At 65.0% G+C, this 21,775-nt stretch carries 20 protein-coding genes; 14 read left to right on the forward strand and 6 right to left on the reverse strand.

Annotated features, from left to right (window positions below):
* Positions 1-11 precede the first annotated feature (11 nt).
* The 8 genes from ACODTW_RS18035 (at position 12) to ACODTW_RS18070 (ending at position 7,374) form a co-directional block, all read left to right on the forward strand.
* Positions 12-668, forward strand: a complete 657-nt coding sequence (locus ACODTW_RS18035) for an RNA polymerase sigma factor (protein ID WP_488947447.1) — start codon at positions 12-14, stop codon at positions 666-668.
* Between the two features lie 37 nt (positions 669-705).
* Complete coding sequence (locus ACODTW_RS18040; protein WP_488947448.1) at positions 706-1,167, forward strand: hypothetical protein; 462 nt, start codon at positions 706-708, stop codon at positions 1,165-1,167.
* Complete coding sequence (locus ACODTW_RS18045) at positions 1,164-1,661, forward strand: periplasmic heavy metal sensor (RefSeq protein ID WP_488947449.1); 498 nt, start codon at positions 1,164-1,166, stop codon at positions 1,659-1,661. Before ACODTW_RS18040 ends, ACODTW_RS18045 begins: the two co-directional genes overlap by 4 nt.
* A 36-nt stretch (positions 1,662-1,697) precedes the next feature.
* Positions 1,698-3,026, forward strand: a complete 1,329-nt coding sequence (locus tag ACODTW_RS18050; RefSeq protein ID WP_488947450.1) for a DUF1800 domain-containing protein — start codon at positions 1,698-1,700, stop codon at positions 3,024-3,026.
* A 3-nt stretch (positions 3,027-3,029) separates the two neighbouring features.
* Positions 3,030-4,211 (forward strand): DUF1501 domain-containing protein, encoded by a 1,182-nt coding sequence (locus ACODTW_RS18055; protein ID WP_488947451.1) that lies wholly within the window; start codon positions 3,030-3,032, stop codon positions 4,209-4,211.
* A 199-nt stretch (positions 4,212-4,410) separates the two neighbouring features.
* Positions 4,411-4,899: a hypothetical protein gene (locus ACODTW_RS18060; protein ID WP_488947452.1), complete on the forward strand. Its 489-nt coding sequence runs from the start codon at positions 4,411-4,413 to the stop codon at positions 4,897-4,899.
* Positions 4,896-6,119 carry a hypothetical protein gene (locus ACODTW_RS18065; RefSeq protein WP_488947453.1) on the forward strand — a complete coding sequence of 408 codons (1,224 nt, stop codon included), beginning with the start codon at positions 4,896-4,898 and terminating at the stop codon, positions 6,117-6,119. Before ACODTW_RS18060 ends, ACODTW_RS18065 begins: the two co-directional genes overlap by 4 nt.
* 127 nt (positions 6,120-6,246) lie before the next feature.
* Positions 6,247-7,374, forward strand: coding sequence for a beta/alpha barrel domain-containing protein (locus tag ACODTW_RS18070; protein ID WP_488947454.1), 1,128 nt, complete (start codon positions 6,247-6,249; stop codon positions 7,372-7,374).
* Positions 7,375-7,439: 65 nt separating this feature from the next.
* Here ACODTW_RS18070 and ACODTW_RS18075 read toward each other — a convergent pair whose 3' ends face one another.
* The 3 genes from ACODTW_RS18075 to lepA form a co-directional block, all read right to left on the reverse strand.
* Complete coding sequence (locus ACODTW_RS18075; RefSeq protein ID WP_488947455.1) at positions 7,440-9,935, reverse strand: esterase-like activity of phytase family protein; 2,496 nt, start codon at positions 9,933-9,935, stop codon at positions 7,440-7,442.
* A gap of 199 nt (positions 9,936-10,134) precedes the next feature.
* Positions 10,135-11,049 carry a hypothetical protein gene (locus ACODTW_RS18080; protein ID WP_488947456.1) on the reverse strand — a complete coding sequence of 305 codons (915 nt, stop codon included), beginning with the start codon at positions 11,047-11,049 and terminating at the stop codon, positions 10,135-10,137.
* A 237-nt stretch (positions 11,050-11,286) separates the two neighbouring features.
* Positions 11,287-13,089: a translation elongation factor 4 gene (gene lepA / locus ACODTW_RS18085; protein WP_488947457.1), complete on the reverse strand. Its 1,803-nt coding sequence runs from the start codon at positions 13,087-13,089 to the stop codon at positions 11,287-11,289.
* Between the two features lie 255 nt (positions 13,090-13,344).
* On the opposite strand from lepA, the gene ACODTW_RS18090 reads away from it, so the two are divergent.
* A complete protein-coding gene (locus tag ACODTW_RS18090) occupies positions 13,345-13,842 on the forward strand; it encodes a hypothetical protein (RefSeq protein ID WP_488947458.1) in 498 nt (165 codons plus the stop codon).
* A 6-nt stretch (positions 13,843-13,848) separates the two neighbouring features.
* Here ACODTW_RS18090 and ACODTW_RS18095 read toward each other — a convergent pair whose 3' ends face one another.
* Positions 13,849-14,898, reverse strand: coding sequence for a DUF1838 family protein (locus tag ACODTW_RS18095; protein ID WP_488947459.1), 1,050 nt, complete (start codon positions 14,896-14,898; stop codon positions 13,849-13,851).
* A 201-nt stretch (positions 14,899-15,099) separates the two neighbouring features.
* Between ACODTW_RS18095 and ACODTW_RS18100 the strand changes: the two genes are divergently transcribed.
* From ACODTW_RS18100 to ACODTW_RS18120, 5 genes are all read left to right on the forward strand, one after another.
* Entirely contained in the window at positions 15,100-15,477 is a 378-nt protein-coding gene (locus tag ACODTW_RS18100) for a YciI family protein (protein WP_488947460.1), read from the forward strand.
* Positions 15,474-16,730 (forward strand): RNA polymerase sigma factor, encoded by a 1,257-nt coding sequence (locus tag ACODTW_RS18105; RefSeq protein ID WP_488947461.1) that lies wholly within the window; start codon positions 15,474-15,476, stop codon positions 16,728-16,730. The genes ACODTW_RS18100 and ACODTW_RS18105 overlap by 4 nt, the downstream gene beginning before the upstream one ends.
* An 84-nt stretch (positions 16,731-16,814) precedes the next feature.
* Positions 16,815-17,279, forward strand: coding sequence for a VOC family protein (locus tag ACODTW_RS18110; protein ID WP_488947462.1), 465 nt, complete (start codon positions 16,815-16,817; stop codon positions 17,277-17,279).
* 61 nt (positions 17,280-17,340) lie between these two features.
* Positions 17,341-18,078: an SIMPL domain-containing protein gene (locus ACODTW_RS18115; RefSeq protein WP_488947463.1), complete on the forward strand. Its 738-nt coding sequence runs from the start codon at positions 17,341-17,343 to the stop codon at positions 18,076-18,078.
* Between the two features lie 113 nt (positions 18,079-18,191).
* Entirely contained in the window at positions 18,192-19,493 is a 1,302-nt protein-coding gene (locus ACODTW_RS18120) for a cation:proton antiporter (protein ID WP_488947464.1), read from the forward strand.
* Here the strand turns inward: ACODTW_RS18120 and ACODTW_RS18125 are convergent.
* Together ACODTW_RS18125 and ACODTW_RS18130 are read right to left on the reverse strand one after the other, a co-directional pair.
* The gene (locus ACODTW_RS18125; RefSeq protein WP_488947465.1) at positions 19,490-20,218 is read right to left on the reverse strand and encodes a response regulator transcription factor; all 729 of its coding nucleotides are present in this window, start codon (positions 20,216-20,218) and stop codon (positions 19,490-19,492) included. The genes ACODTW_RS18120 and ACODTW_RS18125 overlap by 4 nt on opposite strands.
* Positions 20,219-20,458: 240 nt before the next feature.
* Positions 20,459-21,718 carry a serine hydrolase gene (locus ACODTW_RS18130; RefSeq protein ID WP_488947466.1) on the reverse strand — a complete coding sequence of 420 codons (1,260 nt, stop codon included), beginning with the start codon at positions 21,716-21,718 and terminating at the stop codon, positions 20,459-20,461.
* Positions 21,719-21,775: the final 57 nt, after the last annotated feature.

The following is a 21,775-nucleotide window of genomic DNA, read 5'->3' on the forward strand; positions in this document are numbered from 1 at the left end:
CGGTCGCGGCAATGACCATGACGGCCGGCCTGCCGCAACGTAGAGTGGGGACGGTGGACGGGCTTCCGGGCGAGGCCCGGACCCGGACGTACGACAGGCGGGACGACACGGTGGAGAACTGGACGGACGAGGCGCTGGTGACGCGTGTGGCGGCCGGGGACCGGCGGGCCTATGGCCTGCTGGTCGACCGGCACCTGGACCGCACTGTCACCATTGCCCGCCGCATCCTGGGCAACCAGGCCGATGCGGAGGATGTGGCGCAGGAGGCGTTTCTGCGGCTCTGGCGCCACGCCGACCGTTTCGATGAACGCGCGGCGAAATTCGCCACCTGGTTCTACCGGGTAACGACCAACCTGTGCCTGGACCGGACGCGACGGGCGCCGATGGCACCGCTGGACGCGGCGGGCGATCCTGCCGACACCACGCCAGGGCAGGAGGACGCGCTGGCCGACCGGCGCACCCGCGCCGCGGTGGCGGGCGCCGTCGCCGACCTGCCGGACCGGCTGCGCGCGGCGGTGACCCTGACTTATGAAGCGGGCCTGTCTAACGCCGAGGCGGCCAAGGCGCTGGATATCAGTGTCAAGGCCCTGGAGAGCCTGCTGGTCCGCGCCCGCCGGACCTTGCGGGAGAAACTGGCGGGATGGGCCGGACGGGAGACGGGACGATGACAGAGATGAGCCACAGGACAGATCGGGGGTGCCAGCCATGACACCAGACCAATTCCAGACCCTGCTGGACCGCCACGGCGCCCGGCCGGAAGACTGGCCCGACACAATGCGCCGCAAGGCCACAGCCGCCCTGGCACAGGATGCGCAGCTGCGCGCGATGCTGACGGCCGAACAGGTGCTGGCCGAGGCCCTGGCCAGCCTGCCGCCCGTCACCGCATCGGCCGACCTGCGCCGGGCGGTCCTGGACATTCCCATCGACAATCCGCGCCCGGCGGGCCGCGCCGGTCTCTGGCGCAGCATGGCGCTGGCCTGGCGTCGCTGGACGGCCGGCATGGCCACGGCCACCGCCGCCGGCCTTCTGGGTTTTTTCCTTGGGTATGGCCAGCTGGTCGCCCTGCCGGCCACGGCCGGTGAACAGGTTGCCAGTGACGATCTGCTGTCGCTGCTGAACCAGCAGACGGCGGAGATCGATACGGCTGAGTTGGAGAGCGCGCCATGAGACGATCCACCCTGATCCTGTCGATCCTGCTGGTGGCCTCGCTATCGGTCAATCTGGCCGTCGCCGGCCTGATGATCGGCCACCGCCTGCGGGGCGGCGGTCCGCCGGGCGGCATGCCTGACCGGCTGCTGGGCCTGGTGCCGGAAGGGCTGCGCCCCGGCATCCATGAAGCCATGCACCCGCGCGACCCCGCAGTACGCCAGCAGATGGACGCCTTGCGTCAGGCGCGGCGGGATGCCGTGGAGGCGCTGCGGGCCCGCCCCTTTGACCGTGCCGCGGCCGTGAACGCCTTCGCGTCCCTGCGGGAGGAGACTTCACGGGCGCAGGAGAAGCTGCACCAGACCATCATCGACCGGATGGACAAGGCCCAGGCTGAAGGCAAGCTGCCCCCGCCGCCCGGCCGGGGTGATCGTCGGGGCGGGGAGCCGCCCGAGCCGATGGATGGACCGCCGGACGCGGCACCGCCCCCGCCCCCGCCGCCGCCGGAACGCTGACCCGCCCGCCGGGATCGGCAGACAGGAGGAATGCCCATGGCCGCAACCTTCGCCCCCCGCGTCCTGGCCGCGCATGCGCTGTCCCGCTTCGGTCAGGGAGCCGGACCAGAAGAGTTGGACCGGGTGGCCGCCGATCCCCGTGGCTGGGCAGAGGCGCAACTGACGCCCCGCCCGCTGCCGCCATCCCTGGCCGAACAGGAGGGATCGGCCATCCGTGTCGCGGAATTCCTGGCCGCCCGCAAGGCTGGCGCCGCGGCGCAGGAGGAACTGGCCAAGACCAGGGGGCGCGAGCGCTACCGCGCCGATGCCGTGCTGCGCACCCGGCTGGCGGCGACGTCTGAGGCGCCGTTGCAGGAACGGCTGGTGCATTTCTGGTCCAACCATTTCACCGTTTCCAACAAGCGGGCGGGCGTCGGCCCCATGGGACTGCCGTTCGAGACGGAGGCCATCCGCCCCCATATCCTGGGCCGGTTCCGCGACATGGCGCGGGCGGCCATCCTGCATCCGGCCATGCTGATCTATCTGGACAATGCCAGGTCCGTCGGTCCCGACAGCAAGGCCGGCCAGCGCCGCGACAAGGGGCTGAACGAGAATCTGGGCCGGGAAGCGCTGGAACTGCATCTGCTGGGCGTCGACGGCGGCTATGGTCAGGCCGATGTCCAGGCCATGGCCATGATCCTGACCGGATGGGCCGTGGATGGCGATGGCGGCGCCTCCCATTTCAATCCCAACCGGCACCAGCCGGGCGACAATATCCTGCTGGGCAACCGCATCGTCGAAGGCGGTGTGCAGGAAGCGGCGATCGCCATCGATCTTTTGTGCGCACAGCCGGCCACGGCCCGGCATGTGGCCGTCAAGCTGGCCCGCCATTTCGTCGCCGACGATCCGCCCGCGGACGCCGTGGCGGCGCTGGAACGCGCCTTTCGCGACAGCCATGGCGATCTGGCCCATGTCACCCGCACCCTGCTGCGCCTGGATGCCGCCTGGGCCCAGCCGCTGGGCAAGGTCCGGTCGCCCAATGACTTCGTCATCGCCACCCTGCGCGGCACGGGCATGGAGGTGCCGGATCAGCAGGTGCTGAACAGCCTGTCGGTGCTGGGCCAGTTGCCCTTTGCCGCTCCCTCCCCGGCCGGATGGCCGGACAGTGCCGCCGACTGGACCGGGCCGGACGCCGTGCTGCGTCGCATCGACTGGTCGCTGGCCTTCGCACAGCGCGCGGTCGGGCGCGTGGATGCCAGGGTGCTGGTCGATACGGCCCTTGGCGGACTGGCCGACGACGGGTTGCGCCGCGCCGTCGCCAATGCCCCCAGTGCCGCAGAGGCCCTGGCACTGGCGCTGTCATCCCCCGCCTTCCAACGGAGATAGGTCATGCTGAACCGACGTCATCTCCTGGCCCTGGGCAGCGCCGGCCTGTTGAGCGCCACGTCCCCCCGTCTGTCGCTGGCAGCGGCCGGGACCGACCGCCGACTGGTGCTGATCGTGCTGCGCGGCGCCATGGACGGTCTGGGCGCAATCGCCCCCTATGCCGATCCGGATTACAAGGCGGCGCGCGGTGCCCTGGCCCTGGCCGAGCCGGGCCAGGCGGACGGGCTGCTGGATCTGGATGGCCGCTTCGGCCTGCACCCAGCCCTGGCACCACTGCAGGGCTGGTGGCGGGAAGGCCGGATGCTGGCCGTCCACGCCATTGCCACACCCTATCGCGAGCGCAGCCATTTCGATGCCCAGGACCTGCTGGACAATGGCGGCACGCAGGCCGGCGGCCGCAGCGGCTGGCTGAACCGGGCGCTGGCCCGGCTGGATGGCGGCGGCCAGGGGCTGGGTCTGGCGCTGGGCCAGGGTGTGCCGCTGGTGCTGCGCGGGTCCGTGCCCGTCGCCAGCTGGGCACCGTCTCCCCTGCCCGAAGGCGGGCCCGACTTTATGGAGCGCGTGGCCGCCCTTTATCATGCCGACCCCGTGCTGGGGCCGGCCCTGGCGGCCGGTCAGGGGGTGACGCAGATGGTGGATGGCATGGAAGGCGGCCGCCCCCGCGACAACAAGGACCGCATGGCGCTGGCCACCACGGCCGGGCGCATGTTGTCCGATGCAGACGGGCCGCGCGTGGCCACGCTGGAACTGCCGGGCTGGGACACGCATGTTGCCCAGGGCACGGCCAAGGGCCGTCTGGCCAATGCGCTGGGCGATCTGGCGGAAACCATGGTGGCCTTGCGCGGGGCCATGCAGCCCGTCTGGGACCGGACGATCATGGCCGTGGTGACCGAATTCGGCCGGACCGTGCGCATCAACGGGTCCGGCGGCACCGATCATGGCACGGCCGGTGTGGCCCTGCTGGCCGGCGGGTCAGTGCAGGGTGGACGCGTGCTGGGCGACTGGCCCGGCCTGCGTCAGGACAAGCTGTATCAGGGCCGCGATCTGGCCCCGACCACCGACATGCGCGCGCTGCTGAAGGGAATGCTGTCTGCCCATCTGGGCCTGTCAGCCAGGGACCTGGACGCCGCGATCTTCCCCGATGCGCGGGACGTGCCGGCACTGCCGGACCTGATCCACGCGTAGCGCTGGTATTTTCACAGTCATGATCAATATTTGTGCATTCTGATTACACATGAACGTCCTTTCAGTTGATACTGCATGGCTTGTATCGGCACTTATGAAATAATGTGTATATATTCATCTCAAATTTAATTCAAAACTCATCCCCATGCCGGACAGGGGCCCCCTACCGGGTGTTTGCGCCACCCGAAAGGGGAACCGCATGTCTGCAATACTACGTCGTAGTGATCGGAGCCGATCACCGGGCTTCAATCGCCAGCGCCGCCATCCGGCGGCTTGGCCGCGCCTCCTTACCGCCGCACTTCCTCTGCTGGCCGCCCTGCTGACGAGCGGTTGTACGAAGATCGTGATCTCCGACGCCGTTTCGCTTGAGGAGAGCCACGCGTCTTACAGCAGCCACTATGTCTTCCTGCGCCCGGTTGTCTTGGCGCCCGGGGCCGCCACGTCCCCGGTCAGCGCCCGGATTGAAGGGTTTGGTCTGGTCAGCGGCGGACTGGCCGGCAGCGGCATCACACTCGGCTGGCGGCGAGAGCAGACCGTCTTGCTGGGCAATGCCGAGGATTGCCGTGTCGTCATCTTCGTCGATGACGCCAATGCCGCCAACGCCGTGACAAGTGCACTTGCAGCCTGCGGTCATCCGGCCGGGGCTGTCTGCATCAACAAAAATACAGGCAGATGGAGAGCAGAATGAAAATTGTCGGGAAATATTCATGTCTGGTTTTGCTCATGCCGCCGCTGATCCTGGCCGGCTGCGCGCCGAAAAATGAATCGGCGCTGATCTATTCCTCTGCCATGTCCGGCGGGTTGAACCTGCAGACACCGAACATGACTGATGGACAGGTCAAGATCACCCTGGGCTACGCCACCAACGATTTCGCCTATGTTCCCGTCGCCGCAGGCTATGGCTGTGAAATTCCGGAGGAGGGGGAGGAGCCCGACAAGGACAAATATAGGGGATCAGGAAAATGCAAAGGTCTTGAGCGCTTGCACGGCGACAAGACCGATGAGAAATCGGATGAAGTCGGAAAGAAGATGCACGAGGATGCCTTGAAAGAGGCACGGCTGCGCGCGGAAAAGCTTAAAGAGGCCGAAACAAAATACGGCCGCGCAAGAACGGACCAAGATACAGCAAAAGAAGCACTTTCAGGTATTCTATTAGATACAGATCAATATCAATCAAATTCTGAATACATATCGTCAAAGCTTCCGATATATAACAACATACTCAAATGGCTTAACGAAAAATACGGAGTATCCGCAGACTGCAGAAAATTAATAAAGCCAGATGAAAAAATTACGATTCCCGAAAATCAGATAACGAATATTGCAAAAACCCGAATCAACATCTCCAAATCTCAGCTTGATGAAAATGAACATGATAAGGAAGTATACAATCTTGTCTATGTATGTGCAAAAAACAACCTGGATGAAAGTACGAAAACCGCCAGCTCATTGAAATTCGATATGCAAAAGGCGGAAGAAGAACAGAAAGCCAGCGAGAACTATGTCAAGAACATCGCAGCCACAACAGATAGCAACAGTAAGCGGAAGGACGCCTATTCGGTTTTTGGCACATTCGAGCATAATGGAAGCGCAAGCCCGCCTAGCGGCGAGAACAAGAATGGCGCCGCGGCGAGCCTGACGGCAGGCAAGATCTTCGCCACAGGCGTTGCAGCGCAGAACTTGACTGAAGGCATCCAGGCACATCTGCAACATGCCTGCGTGGAACAGGTTCGCTCCGTCGCACCGATGATCAAAGACGACAAGGTACGGTCGGACTTCGTTTTGTCGCTGGTCACCCAATGCCTGTCGAAAACACCCCCAGCGGCCACACCGACACCTATCGCGTCAACACCCACTGTGCCGACACCCACTGTGCCGACGCCTGTCGCGCCACAACCCGCGGGCTAGAGCGAAATGAAAAGCGCTGGATCGGCTGCCTGATCCCGGCGTTCCGCGTCGGGCATCGCCAGCCGGTTTGCCTCGAAACGGTCAGCCGGCATATGATGGTGGCGACACCCACCATCATATGCCGGCCATGCCCATCACGCCCCCCGCCGCCGACGCCATCTCCGCCTGGACTGACGTCTATTTTCAGCGCACCCGAGCGATTGTGGAGAGGTTCGGTGACAAGCCTGTCACCTATGCCATCTTCATGCGCCGGCCCGTGGTCTTTGCGCCCCGGCTGGCGCTGGACTGGTTGCGCGCCGTGGCGGCCGAACGCGGCTTCGCGCCGGACATCCAGCTGAATTATGAAGAGACGAAGTGGGTCGGCGCGGGCGAGCCGATGATGTGGATCACCGGCCCCTTCAGCCAGATGGCGGAGCTGGAGACCCTGTTCCTGATGAAGCTGGGTCCCGCCTGTGTCGCCGCCTACAACGCTTATATGATGTGCGCGGGCCTGCCCAAGGTGGCGTTCCTGGCCATGGATGCCCGCCATTGTGCGGGCACGGAGATGGCGGAGATCATGGCCTATGCCGCGTCGGTCGGGTCCGCCCGCGCGCGGCGGCGCGACGGGGCTGTGGGCTTTGTCGGCAATGCCACCGATGCCACGGCCCATTATTTCGGCCGCGACAAGGGCCTGGGCACCATGCCCCATGCCCTGATCGGCTATGCCGGCTCCACCGTGCGCGCGGCGGAGATGTATCACGAGACCTTCCCCGGCCAGCCCATGACTGTACTGGTCGATTATTTCGGGCAGGAGGTGACGGATGCGCTGTCCGTCTGCCGCCGCTTTCCCGATCTGGCGGCGCGCGGGGAACTGTCCTTGCGCATCGACACGCCGGGCGGGCGCTTCCTGGAAGGGCTGGATCCGCCGAAATCCTATGCCGTGCTGGACCGGCATGCGCCCGACGCCATCCGCGGCTATCGTGACGAAAGCGAACTGCGCCACCTGATCGGGGCTGGCGTGTCGGCGGCGGCCATCCATTACCTGCGTGAACAGCTGGATCAGGCGGGCTTCACGGGTGTGAAGATTGTGGCCTCCAGCGGCTTTTCCCCGGAGAAATGCCGGGTCATGGCCGACGCCCAGGCCCCCATCGATGTCGTTGGCACCGGCAGCTACCTGCCCGACAAATGGTCGGAGACCTATGCCACGGCCGATATCGTGGAATATGACGGGGTGAAGCGGGTGAAGGTGGGACGGGAATTCCTGCTGCGGCGGTGAACCGGGCAGCAAAAAGGGGGACGGTCGCCCGCCCCCCTTTCACGTCAACGCGATGATCGGACGGATCAGAACCCGACGCGCAGGCCAGCGCCGACCGTGTAATCGGGCTTGTCATCCTCGGCAAACAGCGTGTCGCCATTGATGAACAAAACCGTGGTCGGCGACAGCGAGACGCTGAGACCCAGACCGGCGCGCACCCCGTCGGCCTTGGGGTCCGGCAGGATGGCGCTGACCACGCCCAGCGGACTGTTGCGGCGGTTGGACAGCACCGTCGTATAGCGCTGGCCCTCATCCTTGATCAGGTCTTCCTGATAAGACAGCCGCAGTTCCGGGACGGCCACGGTGCCATTGCCCAGATCGACGCGGGTGGAGACATGACCGCCGACCGACAGCAGGAACTGCTGTTCGGTAAACTCCGGATGGTCCAGGTTCAGGTGCAGGGCGCCGGCCTCGTTCCAGGCATCCAGCGTCACCCGGTCATAGATCATCGACACGATGGGGCCATAGCGCCAGTCACCGGCCGTGGCCACGGAGCCGAATTCCACCGCGGCATGATGGCCTTCGCCCTTGGTGTCGCCCGTGGCGGTCAGGCCATAGGCGAAGGTGTTGCGGCGGACATCATCGACGGACAGATCGACATAGCGATAGCTGGCATCGACGAACAGGCCCGACGGCGTGGACAGCGTGGCATAGGGACCGACGGCCCAGGCCTTGGTCTTGGCCCCGCCCAGCGTGCCGAACTTGCCATCCGTATCGGCATAGCCCAGCGCCAGACCGACGCGGACCGTATCCGACACGGCATAATCGCCGCCGACACCGACGGACCAGCTTTCCGGCTTGGACAGGCGGTCGCCGCCCTGATCGTCACGGGCCAGCGCCCCCCAATTGCCGCCGGCGGCCAGTTCAAAGCTGCCTTCGGCGCGGGCGGCCAGACCGGCACGGATGGCCTGGGTACGGCCCGTCTGGTCGGCAGCGGCGGCCCCCTGTGCGGCCAGCCCGCTTTCGCCCAGCGCCTGGCCGATGGCGGCACCAGTCAGCCGCTGGCTTTCGCTGGCCAGCGGATCGACATAGGTCGGCAGGGTCAGACGGTAGGCCAGCAGCATCGTGTCATTTTCGACACTCGAGGCGTCCTTGTAGGCAGCGCCCACCTGATAGCCGTTCTGGGTCACGAAGTCGTTGTCATTGCCGACGAACAGGAAGAAATCATCCAGCTTGGCGGCGTCCAGGGCGGGCACCAGGGCCAGCGCCTCCCACTTTTCCGACAGGCACTGGGTGGCGCAGTTGGGATTATTCTTGCCACCATTGACCAGACCGAACTTGGACAATTGCGACGCGTCGTTGATGTCCACGAAGCTGGCGAACTGCACCGGCTTGATATCGGCCACCAGCACACCCTTGGGCGCGATGGAGGTGTTGTTGTCATAGGCCGTGCCGGCAATGTTGGTGGCACCGGTGATGTCGATCAGGTCGATGCGGCGGTAATAGCTGGTCGGGCTGCTGTCCGGCGTCGCGCCGGAGCCAAAACCATTGCCGTCGCGCGACAGCAGCAGGAACTGGGTATTGTTCAGCGCCAGCAGTTCCGACTGCGCGGCCACCCGGTTCAGCGCCCCCGTCGGGTTGCCGTCCTTGTTGTACATGGGCAGTTGGATGACATATTCGCCCTTCAGCACCGGGCTGCCGCTGCTGGAAATGTCATAGGACAGCAGGCGGGTGTTGCGGCGGGTGGTGTTGGTGCTGCTGATATCCAGGTCCTGCACGGCAGCCGATTGCAGCGCCACCCACAGGGTCTTGCCATCGGCGGCCAGTGAAAGACCTTCCAGGCCCTGGTTGTTCTGCCGACCCGTTGTCGGGTTGGCAGGCGTACCCTCGGCAGCGGCGAAATTCAGGCTGCCATTGCGGGTGGGCAGCAGGCTGGCCGGCGGGGCGATGGCAGAGATCAGCTTGCCGTCGGCCGTGAAGTGATAAATGTAGGGGCCATATTCATCGCTGATCCACAGCGTGCCATCGGGGGCGCGCACGAACCCTTCCGGGTCCAGCGCCAGCCGGCCGGTGCCGGTCAGCGGCAGGTTGGGCAGGCCGCCGGACGCCGGGCGATAGGTCGAAGCCTTGCCCGTGGTCGCCGGGTCCAGGCCGCTGAACGGCGTACCGGCATTGTCCACGAGCTGGATCGTATCGACCAGTTTCAGGCCGATCTGGTTCTGCGGCGCCGCCGCCGTGCCCGTATAGGGATTGAAGGTCAGCGACAGGATATTGTAGCGGGGAATGTAATTCGTGGTGCTGGCGACATTGTAGCCACGATCCGGCAGGGCATAGAGCGTGCCGGCATAGGAACCGTCGGCATTGCGGTGCCAGGTGTGCAGGTCGATCTGCATCGACGACACCGACCCGAACGTTTCCCCGAACTTGTCCCGCAGGGACGCCGACAGTCGGCCCACACCCTGCAGACCCTGGTTCGTGAAGGTGGTGCCGTTCAGTGTGACGTTCGTCGCCGTCTGCGCCATCGCCGGCGCGGTCAGGCAGAAGGCGCTGGCCAGCAGTGCCGTGCGGAAGGAATTCTTCATTATGAGTGCCCCCTGGTATGAAAACTTGTCCCCAGGGGGGGATATCCGCCGCCCATGACAGAGCGGTGCCAGTCACGCGACAGAATTGTTACCAACCCGCTGAACCACACGAGAATCCGTTGATTTCCGCGGACTTGCGCCGTCGTAGCGGTTCAGTGCTGCACCATGGGCATGACTGCTCACCCATCCGGCGCCCGTATCAGAATTTCAGCTTCGTGCCGAAGGTCAGCTTGGTACCGGTATCTTCCTGCCAGCTCATATCGGCGGACAGGCGCATGCGGTCGATGCGGATCAGCGGCATGGGTGCCTCCAGCCCCACGGAGCCGCTGGTTTCCCCCACCTGCGCCTTCATGGAGGACAGGCCCGTCAGGCCGGCAATGACGCTGCCGGCGGCAGGCCGGTATTCCATGCCCAGATTGGGCAGGGGCCGGGCCGTGCCCAGATCGGTCATGCCGGCGGTCAGGCGCCACCCGGTCTGGCCGCTGGCACAGACGCTGCCCCAACTGCCCTGGACGCTGCCCTTCATGGCGCCGAAACCACCGCTGACATCGCCGGCAATGCTGTTGGGCAGCCAGTTCTGGTCGCAGCCGCGCGACAGACGCAGGGTCTGCTTCACCTCTTCGGTACCCAGGCGCATGCCGACCTTCGAATTCAGGCCCAGCGCCGACAATTGCGCATCAGCCTTCAACCCCGCCGCCTGATAGGCGCGTGGGTCAGCCGCCAGCTTCACCGGCGTGGCCGCCGCCACGGCGGACACGACCGGAACCTCCGGCACTTCCCCCGACAGCCGCGCCAGCGCACCGTCATAGATCCGGCCCAGCCATTCGCTCAGCGTCGCCATCATGGCCTTGCGGCCTTCGGCATGTTCCGTGACGGGCGCCGGCTCCGGGACAGCGCTATCGAATCCAGGGACCTGATAGGCACCGGGCAACAGGGGGCCGTTATATTGGGTGGATGGTGGGGTCACGCCGTTGAAGCGCACGGCGAAAATGGTCGGCGCCTCCATCGGGGCCACCGGCACGGCATTCTTCGTACTGGATGTCGTCGTCGCCAGGACAGGGCCAGCGGACAGGATCGCGGTGACAAGGATCAGACCAGCCCTGATACGCATCATCCCTCCTCCCGACCGCTGAAGACCCGCGCAATCTAACCGATCATCCGGGTGGCGGGTTGTGACCTTCGTACCCTGCCGCCTGGAAGATTGATTGATATGATAATACGGCACGATGATGGCGGCGCAACCCTTTACGCCAGCTTTACGGAATGAAATTACCAATCGCAGGGCCAGAAAATGGAAAGGGCGGACCAAATGGCCCGCCCTTTCCCCATTCCCGTCCCGTTGAACAGGCGGTCAGTTGTCGCCCATCTTCAGGGCGGCGATGAAGGCGCTCTGCGGGATTTCCACCTCGCCGAACTGGCGCATGCGCTTCTTGCCTTCCTTCTGCTTGTCCAGAAGTTTGCGCTTGCGGCTGATATCGCCGCCATAGCACTTGGCCAGCACGTCCTTGCGCATGGCGGCGATGGTTTCGCGCGCCACCACCTTGGCGCCGATGGCCGCCTGGATGGGGATCTTGAACAGGTGGCGGGGGATCAGGTCCTTCAGCCGCTCGCACAGCTGGCGGCCGCGATATTCCGCCTGGCTGCGGTGGACGATCATGGACAGGGCGTCCACAGCCTCCCCGTTGACCAGGATCGACATCTTGACCAGATCACCCTCGCGATATTCTTCCAGCTGATAATCAAAGCTGGCGTAACCGCGACTGATGCTCTTCAGCCGGTCATAGAAGTCGAACACCACTTCGTTCAACGGCAGCTCATAGACGATCATCGCCCGGCCGCCGACATAGGTCAGGTCCTTCTGCACGCCGCGCCGTTCGGTGCAGAGATGCAGCACGCCGCCCAGATATTCATCGGGCAGCATGATCGTGGCCTTGATCCACGGCTCTTCGATATGGTCGATCTTCACCACGTCCGGCATGTCAGCCGGATTGTGCATTTCGATCACATCGCCATTGGTCATGTGCATCTTGTACACGACCGACGGGGCCGTGGTGATCAGGTCCAGGTCGAATTCGCGTTCCAGACGCTCCTGGATGATTTCCAGATGCAGCAGGCCCAGGAAACCGCAGCGGAAGCCGAAGCCCAGCGCCGCCGAGCTTTCGGTTTCATACTGGAAGCTGGCATCGTTCAGGGCCAGCTTGCCCAGGCTGTCACGCAGATGCTCGAATTCCGCCGCATCCGACGGGAACAGGCCGCAGAACACGACGGGGATGGACGGCTTGAACCCGGCCAAGGCCGTGGGCGCCAGCCGGCGCTCCTCCGTGATCGTGTCGCCGACCTTGGTGTCGCGGATATCCTTGATAGCGGCCGTGACGAAGCCCATCTCGCCCGGCCCCAGCTTCTCCATCGCCACCTTCTTGGGCGTAAAGATACCGACGCGGTCGATGTCGCGCGTGGCGCCGGTCGCCATGAAGCGCACCTTCTGGCCCAGCTTCAGCTCGCCGGCGAACACGCGGACCAGGATGATGACGCCCAGATAGGCATCGTACCAGCTATCCACGATCAGGGCCTGCAGGGGCGCGTCCTTGTCACCCTTGGGCGGTGGCAGGCGGGTGACGATGGCCTCCAGCACGCCTTCGATATTCAGACCGGTCTTGGCCGAAATCTCCACCGCGTCCGACGCATCCAGGCCGATCACATCCTCGATCTGCGCCTTCACGCGCGGCACATCGGCGGCCGGCAGGTCGACCTTGTTCAGAACGGGCACGATCTCGTGATTGGCATCCAGCGCCTGATAGACATTGGCCAGCGTCTGCGCCTCCACCCCCTGGGACGCGTCAACCACCAGCAGCGAGCCCTCACAGGCAGCCAGCGAGCGCGAGACCTCATAGGCGAAGTCGACATGGCCCGGCGTGTCCATCAGGTTCAACTGATAGGTCTCGCCATCCTTGGCCTTATATTCCAAGCGCACGGTCTGCGCCTTGATGGTGATGCCGCGCTCCCGCTCGATATCCATATTGTCGAGCAGCTGTTCCTTCATATCGCGCGCCTCAATGGCGCCGCAGAATTCGATCAGACGGTCCGCCAGCGTCGACTTGCCATGGTCGATATGGGCGATGATGGAGAAATTACGGATCTTCGACAGGTCGGTCATGGACTCTAAGCGCCAGGATAGAGGGTTGGGCGCGAAGATAGGGGGACAGGGGGCGGAAGGCAATGATTGCCGTGACTCCAGGCGGACAGGGGTGGTGTGCGGGGGCAGAAACCTAACGCGGGGCCCCTCGCCCGGCGTTTTTTCAGGCGGCACGTCTGTCATCGCCGCCGCCATTGTCACACGCCCGATAGGGTGTAATAATTTGATGAATTACAGCCAAATGAAAAACTTGACCCAAGATCGGGACGCAGATTGATGATTCTTTTCAGGTACAGTAACGAAGACCTGATATCCTTGCTTCACCCGACCTATCGGTTGAGCTTTGTAAAGCATGTGCCGGCGATCAAGGTGGCGGGCAGGCGCGTTCTGGCGGCCATGTGCCTGCTTAATCTGCTCGGTACGGCCTTGGCCCTTGTCCTGGCGGCGGATGAAGGCGGTTTGGAAGCGGCGGGCCTGGATATCCTGCTGGCCGCTCTCTACCTCGCCATCATGAATGGTAATGTCGGCCTGTTGGTGCTGCGCACGCGCCAGATTCCACTGCATATGCGCATTCAGGTTCTGCCGATACCCCGCCTGATCCTACTCTATCAGGCCACGGTCCCTGCGGCCTTCATGGCGGGCGCGGTGACGTTGATTTTCGCCGCTGATGGCTTGGTTTGGCAATTGCTGGCGGCAGCACCCGCCCTGTTGATAGCGACGATCACGGTTCTCACTGTGAAGAACCATCGTCGGGCCTACCAGGGCGGGCGCTGACAGCCCCTACTTCCCCTGCCCCCTCAGCATCGCCTTGCGCTTCTCCGCCAGCGGCGAGACATAGCCCGGCACTTCCGGCGGCACATCCTCGGCATAGGCTTCCAGGGTGCCGCGCACGCCTTCATCCGGGCCGTCGGTGGGCTGTTCCAACAGGTCGGGGCGGTCGCGTTCCACGCGCTTCAGCACGGATTTGGGGATATCCTCCACCGTGCCGGTGATCTTGTAGCTGTGCATGCGGCCCATCAACACGCCGTTCACCCCGCTCTGCCCCATGCGCATCCAGGGCCACCAGGGGGCCTGGCGCATGAAGCCGGCATGGAAGCGCGCACTTTCCACAGAGCGGTCGTCGATCTCCGCCGTAGCTGTGAAGATGGTGAAATGTTCGGACGGGTTGACGCGCCGGCCCGTCGATGCCTTGGGCCAGCCTTCCGGCGTCACCGGGTTGGTATATTCATGGGCGTAATCCCAGCTCAACAGATACTGGTCGCCGATGCGCTGCCAGGGCAGCAGGAAGGGCTTGCCCTTCTGGGCCTTGGCGTCGCCCTTGCTGCCCTTGTCATTATTGACCGTCTCGCTGTCGCCGACCTTGAACACCTTCTGTTCCAGGGTCAGGGTGCCGCGCCAGCGGTCGTTCAGGAAGGGGAAGACCTCCACCCGCTCTCCCGTCCAGGGATTGTCCCAATGGTCCAGGATTTCACCCGTCGCCAGGTCGGTGAAATAGCCGCATTCCTTGCCCAGCACCTTCAGCGACCCGTCGGGCTGGACGATGTTGCGGTTATTACCGAAGCCGCAATAGCCGAACAGGGGCACGGCGCGCTTGTCGCCGACAATGGCGTATTGCACGCCCTGATAGCCCGACAGCACCGATTTCGGGCCCAGCGTGCCCCACATCTTGCCAAAGCCGTACAGGTTCTCCCGCGGGTCGGTGATGTCCAGGGGGCGGATATCGCCCTTGGCCCTGGCCGTGGCGCCCAAGGCCGGCATCGGTGCCGCCATGGCCGCCGCCCCCGCCAGCCCGCCGAACATCGACCGGCGCGACAGGGATCTGAACATCATTTCCTGGATCATCGCTGTACCCGTTTATTGGTTATCGACAAGGGTTGAGGAAACCTTCGGGCCGATGGTTCAGGGAACGAAGCGTCGGGTGGGCTCCTATCCGCAGGGCGGGGAAAGGGCGGCCGGGAAATTTTTCTGAAAGCCCGTGTCGGCGCTGGCATAGTCACCAGCGTCCTTGAACATGAACGGGGAGAACCGCCCATGCTGTACGCGATCCTTTGCTATAATCAGGAAGATGTCGTCGGTGCCTGGAGCAGCGACGAGGAAGCCTGCGTCATGGAAAAACTGGGCCGGGTGCAGGAAGGCTGGGCCCATCAGGGCCGGCTGGGTCCCGTCGCGCGCCTGATGCCGACCAGTTCTGCCACCACCCTGCGCAAGGGCAAGGACCAGCCGCTGGTCATTGACGGGCCGTTCGCGGAAACCAAGGAACAGTTGCTGGGCTTTTACATCGTCGATTGCGAGGGGCTGGAAGAAGCCATCGACAGCGCCAAGGAACTGTCCGCCGCCAATCCTGGCACGGGCTGCTACGAAATCCGGCCCGTCATGCTGTACAATCCATCGGAACCAACGAAATCATGACCGACACGGCCTGGATCAGTGCCGCGCTGGCCGCGGCCCGGCCCCAGGCCATGGGGGCGCTACTGCGCTATTTCCGCGACCTGGACCTAGCCGAGGAGGCATTCCAGGAAGCAGCCCTGCGGGCACTGACATCCTGGCCGAAGAACGGGCCGCCGCGCGATGCGGCGGCCTGGCTGATCATGGTGGCCCGCAATGCCGGCATCGACCGGACCCGCGTTGCGGCCCGGCATGTGGCCCTACCGGAGGATGAGGCGGCGCTTTCCGATCTGTCGGACCATGAGACGGCGATGGCCGAGCGGATAGACGCCGCCGATTACCGCGATGATGTGCTGCGCCTGCTGTTCATTTGCTGCCACCCCGACCTGCCGGCCACGCAGCAGATTGCCCTGGCCCTGCGTATCGTGTCGGGCCTGTCGGTGAAGCAGATTGCCCGGGCCTTCCTGATCGGCGACAGCGCCATGGAACAGCGCATCACCCGCGCCAAGGCGCGCATCGCCGCCAATCCCGTGCCCTTCGAACCGCCGGGCGGGCCGGAACGGGCGGAGCGGCTGTCGACCGTGGCGTCCATGGTCTATCTGGTCTTCAACGAGGGTTATTCGGCCGCGGCCGATGAAAGCCGGGCCCGCGCACCGCTGTGTGATGAGGCGATCCGCCTGGGCCGGCTGCTGCTGCGTCTGTTCCCGACCGTGACAGAGGTGATGGGCCTGCTGTCCTTGATGCTGTTGCAGCATGCGCGCCTGCCTGCCCGTTTCGGTCCCGACGGGTCGGTGATCCTGCTGGAGGATCAGGACCGGGGATTGTGGCGGCGGCCGCAGATCGACGAAGGACTGGCCCTGCTGGACAAGGCCATGCGCCACCGCCGCCCCGGCCCCTATCAATTGCAGGCCGCCATCGCAGCCTTGCATGCCCGCGCGGCCGGACCGGCCGACACCGACTGGACGCAGATCGAGCTTCTGTATGGCGGGCTGGAGCAACTGACCCCGTCGCCCGTCATCACCCTGAACCGGGCCGTGGCTGTATCGAAGGTGCGCGGAGCAACGGAAGCGCTGGCCCTGGTGGAACCGCTGGCCGGCGCCCTGTCGGGGTATTTCCATTTCCATGGGCTGCGCGGGGCGCTGCTGATGCAACTGGGCCGGAACGGGGAAGCGCGCGACGCCTTCGGCCGGGCCATCGCGCTCGCCCACAGTCCGGCGGAGGCGGCGCATATCCGCCAGCATCTGGACCGGTTGCAGGCCGACTGCGGGCCCATGTGAATTTTTCGGGAGTCCCTGTCGGAACGAACCCGCGTCGCCCGTCCTTGGGTTATCGTTCATTCACCAAACCGACCGGAGGAAGCCATGACGGCGCAAACCGATACCGTGCACAACACCACGGGCGTCATTCCCCACCTGATCGTGAACGGGGCCCGCAAGGCCATTGAGTTCTACATCGCCGCCTTTGGCGCCACCAAGATCATGGAAATGCCGGCACAGGATGGCGAGCGGCTGATGCATGCCCAGCTTCTGGTCAATGGCGGCCCGCTGATGCTGTGCGACGATTTCCCGGATTTCTGCGGCGGTCAGGCCACGGAATTCCCCAAACGCGCACCAGTGACCCTGCACATGGCCGTGCCGGACGTGGACGCGACCTTCGCCCAGGCCGTGGCCGCCGGGGCCGAAGCGGTGATGCCACCGGCCGACATGTTCTGGGGCGACCGCTATGGTCAGGTGCGCGACCCGTTCGGCCATCTCTGGTCCCTGTCCACGCCCAGCACGCCGGGCGCCGTGGTCGAGATGTGCGCACCCGGAACGGCCCCGGCGTGACGCCTTGCGACTGACATGATCGTGGCGGAGGATCGGGGCTTCCCTGCCCCGATCCGAGGCCATGACCATGCGCACCCCCGTCATTCTTGCCACCGCCCTGCTTCTGTCCGCGGGCATTGCCGCTGGCGGCTATCTGGCCGGACAACAGACAGCCCGTTTCCGGCTGGCCGACCGGGTGGTCAGCGTCAAGGGGCTGGCGGAACGCGAGGTGCGCGCCGATCTGGCCATCTGGCCGCTGCGCTTCGTGGCCACGGGCAATGAACTGCCGCAGACCCAGGCCAAGATCGTGAAGGACGAGGCTACGGTGCTGGCTTTCCTGGCCCGCTACAACATCAATGCCGACGCCATCGCGTCGCGCGGGGTGGAGGTGGTGGACCTGCTGGCCCAGCAATATCGCCAGGGCCCCGTCGACAGTCGCTATATCGTCACCCGCACCCTGGTGCTGCGCACCAATGATGTCGACGCGGTGGTCAAGGCCAGCCAGAACATGGCAACGCTGCTGGACCAGGGCGTCGTGCTGGCCGGCGATGGCAGCGGGTCGGGCAATGGCCCCACCTTCGCCTTCACCAAGCTGAACGATATCAAGACCGCCATGATCGCGGAGGCGACGAAGAATGCCCGCGCCGCCGCCCAGCAATTCGCGGCCGACAGCGGCACGCATCTGGGCGCCATCCGCCGCGCCAATCAAGGCGTGTTCCAGATCCAGGCCCGCAACGAGGTGCCAGGCAGCTTTGAGGGCAAGGAGGTGGACAAGACCGTCCGCGTCGTGTCCACCGTCGACTGGGAATTGGCCGACTGACCCTGTCCCATTCCTGTAATCGGACCCACGGGACGACGATTGATGGTTGCGGTGCGGCAACCGGATGGTGACAATCGCCGCCAGCCTTTCCCGGAACCCAGGGTCACACACGGGTGCAGCATCATTTCGACCTGACCGGCATCGCCATCGTCACCTCCGTCGCCCTGTTGTGCGGTCTGGTGCTGTCGCGCCTGCGGCAACCGGCCATTGTCGGCTATATCGTGGCCGGCATCGTGCTGGGGCCGGGCGGCTTTGGCCTGGTGGAGACGTCGGACGGCATCCAGACGCTGGCCGAACTGGGCGTGCTGATGCTGCTGTTCCTGGTCGGCATGGAATTGTCGGTGAAGGCATTCCAGGCCGTGTGGAAGCTGGCGCTGGGGGCCGTGGCCTGCCAGATCGGCCTGTCGCTGGCCGTTACCGGGATGGCCGGATTGCTGCTGGGCTGGCCATGGCCGCGCGCCATCGTCATGGGCTTCATCATGGCCCTGTCCGGCACCGCCGTCGCCATCAAGATGCTGGAGGATGTGGGGGAGCTGAAGACGGAGACGGGCCGCGTCACCGTCGGCGTGTTGATCGCGCAGGATCTGGCCTTCGTGCCCCTGCTGCTGATCACCAACGGCATGGGCAGCGGTGGTGGCCTGTCGGTCGCCGTGCTGGCCAAGCTGGGGGCGGCCATGGCGGCCCTGGGCGGGCTGGTCTGGTTCCTGTCCCGTCATGACCGGCTGACCGTCCCCCATGGCGAGTGGTTCAAGCGCAACCAAGAGGTCATTCCCCTGGCGGCACTGGCCTTCTGCTTCACCATGGCGGCGGCCACGGGCGTCGTCGGCCTGTCGGCGGCATTCGGCGCCTTTATCGCCGGCTTCATGCTGGGCAATTCTGACGGCCGCGCCCTGTCGCTGCGGGCCACGCGCCCCATCCAGTCGGTCCTGATCGTCGTCTTCTTCCTGTCCATCGGCCTGATGATCGATCTGGGCTTCGTCTGGCGGAACCTGGCGGAGGTGCTGCTGGTCCTGTTCGCGGTGACGGCGGTGAAGTCGGCCATCAATGTCGCCACCCTGCACCTGCTGGGCGAGCCGTGGGAACGGGCCTTTCCCGCCGGGGTCATCATGGGCGGCCTGGGCGAATTCAGCTTCGTGCTGTCGGCCGCCGGCCTGTCGATCGCCGCCATTGACGCCCAGGCACACCAGCTGGCGGTGACCGTGATCGCGCTGTCCTGGCTGTTCAGCCCCATCTGGCTGGTCAGCGCCCGGCGCTTCCACACCCTGGCCGAAAACGGCATCGGCAGCATGCGGGCCGCCCTGGCCCAGATCTATCGCGGGGAAATCGCCATCATCAACCGGGCGGCCACGGCGGCCCTGCACGCGGCAGCCGTGGCCGTGGATGCGGTCCGGCGGCTGGGGCGCAACAAGCCTTAAACCGTGCCATCGGGATCGAACAGATAGCCGCAGCCGCGGATGGTCCGGATATAGCCGGGATGCGCGGGGTTGATTTCCAGCTTCTTGCGCAGGCGCGTGATACGCACATCAATGGCCCGGTCGAACGGGTCGGCGCGGCGGGTATGGGCCAGGTGCAGCAGATCCTCCCGCGACAGGACCTGATGCGGGCGCTGCACCATGACCAGCAGCAGATCGAATTCCATGGCCGTCAGATCGACGACGCGCTGTTCAGCCTCATGGATCAGGACACGTTCATCCCGTTTCAGCAGCCAGGGGCCGAAGCGCAGATGCAGGTCCTGCCCGGCGCTGCCGACGGCGGTCTTGGCCGGTGCCGTCCGGCGCAGGACGGCCCGGACCCGCGACAGCAGTTCACCCAGATCGAACGGCTTGCAGACATAATCATCGGCGCCACGATCCAGCCCCATGGAACGGTCCTGCGGGCTGCTGGCGCCGGTGACGATGATGATGGAGGGACCGCCGGCCGGCCGTTCACGCAGCCATTGCATGATCTCATAACCGCTGGCATCGGGAAGCCCGATATCCAGGATGACCAGATCCGGCTCCTGCACAGCCAACTGCTGGCGGAAGGTCGCCCAATCCGGGGCCGCGACAACCCGATAACCATGACTGTCCAGGAATCCGGTCAGGAGTTGACGAAGATCGACCTCATCCTCGATGACCGCAATGGTCTGCACCCGATCCATTCCCCAATCCTCGCCACCCGTCATTCGTCCGCGGGGGCCTGATCCCGCCGACAGGCGGGGAACTGCATATGGTTAACAACATTGCAGCTTTTACGGACCAAAGCCCGGCCGCGTCAACGGGCAAGCGGGGAACGGTACGCCAATGGGACAAAAAGACATCGATTACAGCGCAACAAATGCAAACGGCCCGTCATGGGGACGGGCCGTGCCGCACAGGATGTCGAATGGGGCCTGTCCAGGTCAGAGACCGGCCGACGGCGGCAGGGTCAGGCAGTTCTGGCCAGACTTGGCCAGTTGCGCGCAGGCACGGCGGGCCGTCTTTTCATCCAGCCCGACCAGTCGGGCGCGGTAGAGCAAACCCTTAGACGTGGACACTTCCATCACCTGCGGTGTGGCATTGTCCAGCAGCGTGCCGGCCCGCTGTGTGGCTTGGCTGACGGCGCGCTGGCCCAGCGACTTGTCATTATAGGCGCCGACCTGGATGGCCCAGCCCCCGGCCGCACGCGGGGCGGCGGCAACGCTGGCCTGAACCGGGGCGGCATTGGCGGTGCCGACAATGCTGCTGGACACGGCGGCCACCACGCCTTCATCGGCTGCCGGTGCCGGCTTGCGCGCCTTGCCCTTGGCGGGCTTCGACTGGTTGGAAGCCACCAGCATCGGGGCCACCCGCTTGCCGGTGAAGGCATCGTCCAGCAGATCAGCCATGTGATTGTCGCGCCAGGTCCCGGTCTGGCCACCGAACACGACGCCGATCAGTCGCCGTCCGTCACGCACGGCCGATGCGGCCAGATTGAAACCGGAAGCCCGGATATAACCGGTCTTCAGACCGTCCATGCCGTCATAGCGCGTCATCAGACGGTTATGGTTGATATTCACCCCACCCTTGTAGGTGAAGCTGCGGGTCGCGAAGTACGGATAGTATTTCGCGTGGTCATAGATCAGGCTCTGCGCCAATCGGGCAAAATCCCGCGCGGTGGACAGCTGGCCGGCATTGGGCAGGCCCGAGGCATTGCGGAAGGTGGTCCGCGTCATGCCCAGCTGCCGCGCACGCTCCGTCATCATGCGGGCAAAATTCGGCTCGCTGCCGCCCAGGGCTTCGGCCAGGACGACGGCGCAGTCATTGGCCGACTTCGTCACCAGGGCCAGGATGCATTGTTCGGCCGTGATCGTGTCACCCGGCTGCAGACCCAGCTTGCTGGGTTCCATCGAGGAGGCATGGCGCGACACGGGCAAAGTCTGGTTAAGGCGCAGCTTGCCGGCATCCAGGGCATCGAAGGCCAGATGCAGGGTCATCATCTTGGTCATGCTGGCGGGGAAGTTGCGCGTATCCGCGCTGGCTTCGTGCAGCACTTCGCCCGTCTTGGCGTCGATGACGATGGAGGCGTATTTGGCAAGGGCTGCCAGGGGCGAGGCGATGGCGACCAGGGCGGCAAGCGCAGCGGCCGTAACCAGCCGCTTGGAAGAGGTAGCCGATCGCCGCCAGATGGTCGTCAATGCCATGCCCCAATCCCCCTTCGACCTGAAAAACGTCCCGCGTTGTCGCCAAGCTAAAGGCGA

Source organism: Niveispirillum sp. FG148, from assembly GCF_057809655.1.

Bases quoted from the DNA above. Each gene is read 5' to 3' on its own strand.
- ACODTW_RS18035 (WP_488947447.1), top strand. From the start codon at position 12: ATGACCATGACGGCCGGCCTGCCGCAACGTAGAGTGGGGACGGTGGAC.
- ACODTW_RS18040 (WP_488947448.1), top strand. From the start codon at position 706: ATGACACCAGACCAATTCCAGACCCTGCTGGACCGCCACGGCGCCCGG.
- ACODTW_RS18045 (WP_488947449.1), top strand. From the start codon at position 1,164: ATGAGACGATCCACCCTGATCCTGTCGATCCTGCTGGTGGCCTCGCTA.
- ACODTW_RS18050 (WP_488947450.1), top strand. From the start codon at position 1,698: ATGGCCGCAACCTTCGCCCCCCGCGTCCTGGCCGCGCATGCGCTGTCC.
- ACODTW_RS18055 (WP_488947451.1), top strand. From the start codon at position 3,030: ATGCTGAACCGACGTCATCTCCTGGCCCTGGGCAGCGCCGGCCTGTTG.
- ACODTW_RS18060 (WP_488947452.1), top strand. From the start codon at position 4,411: ATGTCTGCAATACTACGTCGTAGTGATCGGAGCCGATCACCGGGCTTC.
- ACODTW_RS18065 (WP_488947453.1), top strand. From the start codon at position 4,896: ATGAAAATTGTCGGGAAATATTCATGTCTGGTTTTGCTCATGCCGCCG.
- ACODTW_RS18070 (WP_488947454.1), top strand. From the start codon at position 6,247: ATGCCCATCACGCCCCCCGCCGCCGACGCCATCTCCGCCTGGACTGAC.
- ACODTW_RS18075 (WP_488947455.1), bottom strand. From the start codon at position 9,935: ATGAAGAATTCCTTCCGCACGGCACTGCTGGCCAGCGCCTTCTGCCTG.
- ACODTW_RS18080 (WP_488947456.1), bottom strand. From the start codon at position 11,049: ATGATGCGTATCAGGGCTGGTCTGATCCTTGTCACCGCGATCCTGTCC.
- lepA (WP_488947457.1), bottom strand. From the start codon at position 13,089: ATGACCGACCTGTCGAAGATCCGTAATTTCTCCATCATCGCCCATATC.
- ACODTW_RS18090 (WP_488947458.1), top strand. From the start codon at position 13,345: ATGATTCTTTTCAGGTACAGTAACGAAGACCTGATATCCTTGCTTCAC.
- ACODTW_RS18095 (WP_488947459.1), bottom strand. From the start codon at position 14,898: ATGATGTTCAGATCCCTGTCGCGCCGGTCGATGTTCGGCGGGCTGGCG.
- ACODTW_RS18100 (WP_488947460.1), top strand. From the start codon at position 15,100: ATGCTGTACGCGATCCTTTGCTATAATCAGGAAGATGTCGTCGGTGCC.
- ACODTW_RS18105 (WP_488947461.1), top strand. From the start codon at position 15,474: ATGACCGACACGGCCTGGATCAGTGCCGCGCTGGCCGCGGCCCGGCCC.
- ACODTW_RS18110 (WP_488947462.1), top strand. From the start codon at position 16,815: ATGACGGCGCAAACCGATACCGTGCACAACACCACGGGCGTCATTCCC.
- ACODTW_RS18115 (WP_488947463.1), top strand. From the start codon at position 17,341: ATGACCATGCGCACCCCCGTCATTCTTGCCACCGCCCTGCTTCTGTCC.
- ACODTW_RS18125 (WP_488947465.1), bottom strand. From the start codon at position 20,218: ATGGATCGGGTGCAGACCATTGCGGTCATCGAGGATGAGGTCGATCTT.
- ACODTW_RS18130 (WP_488947466.1), bottom strand. From the start codon at position 21,718: ATGGCATTGACGACCATCTGGCGGCGATCGGCTACCTCTTCCAAGCGG.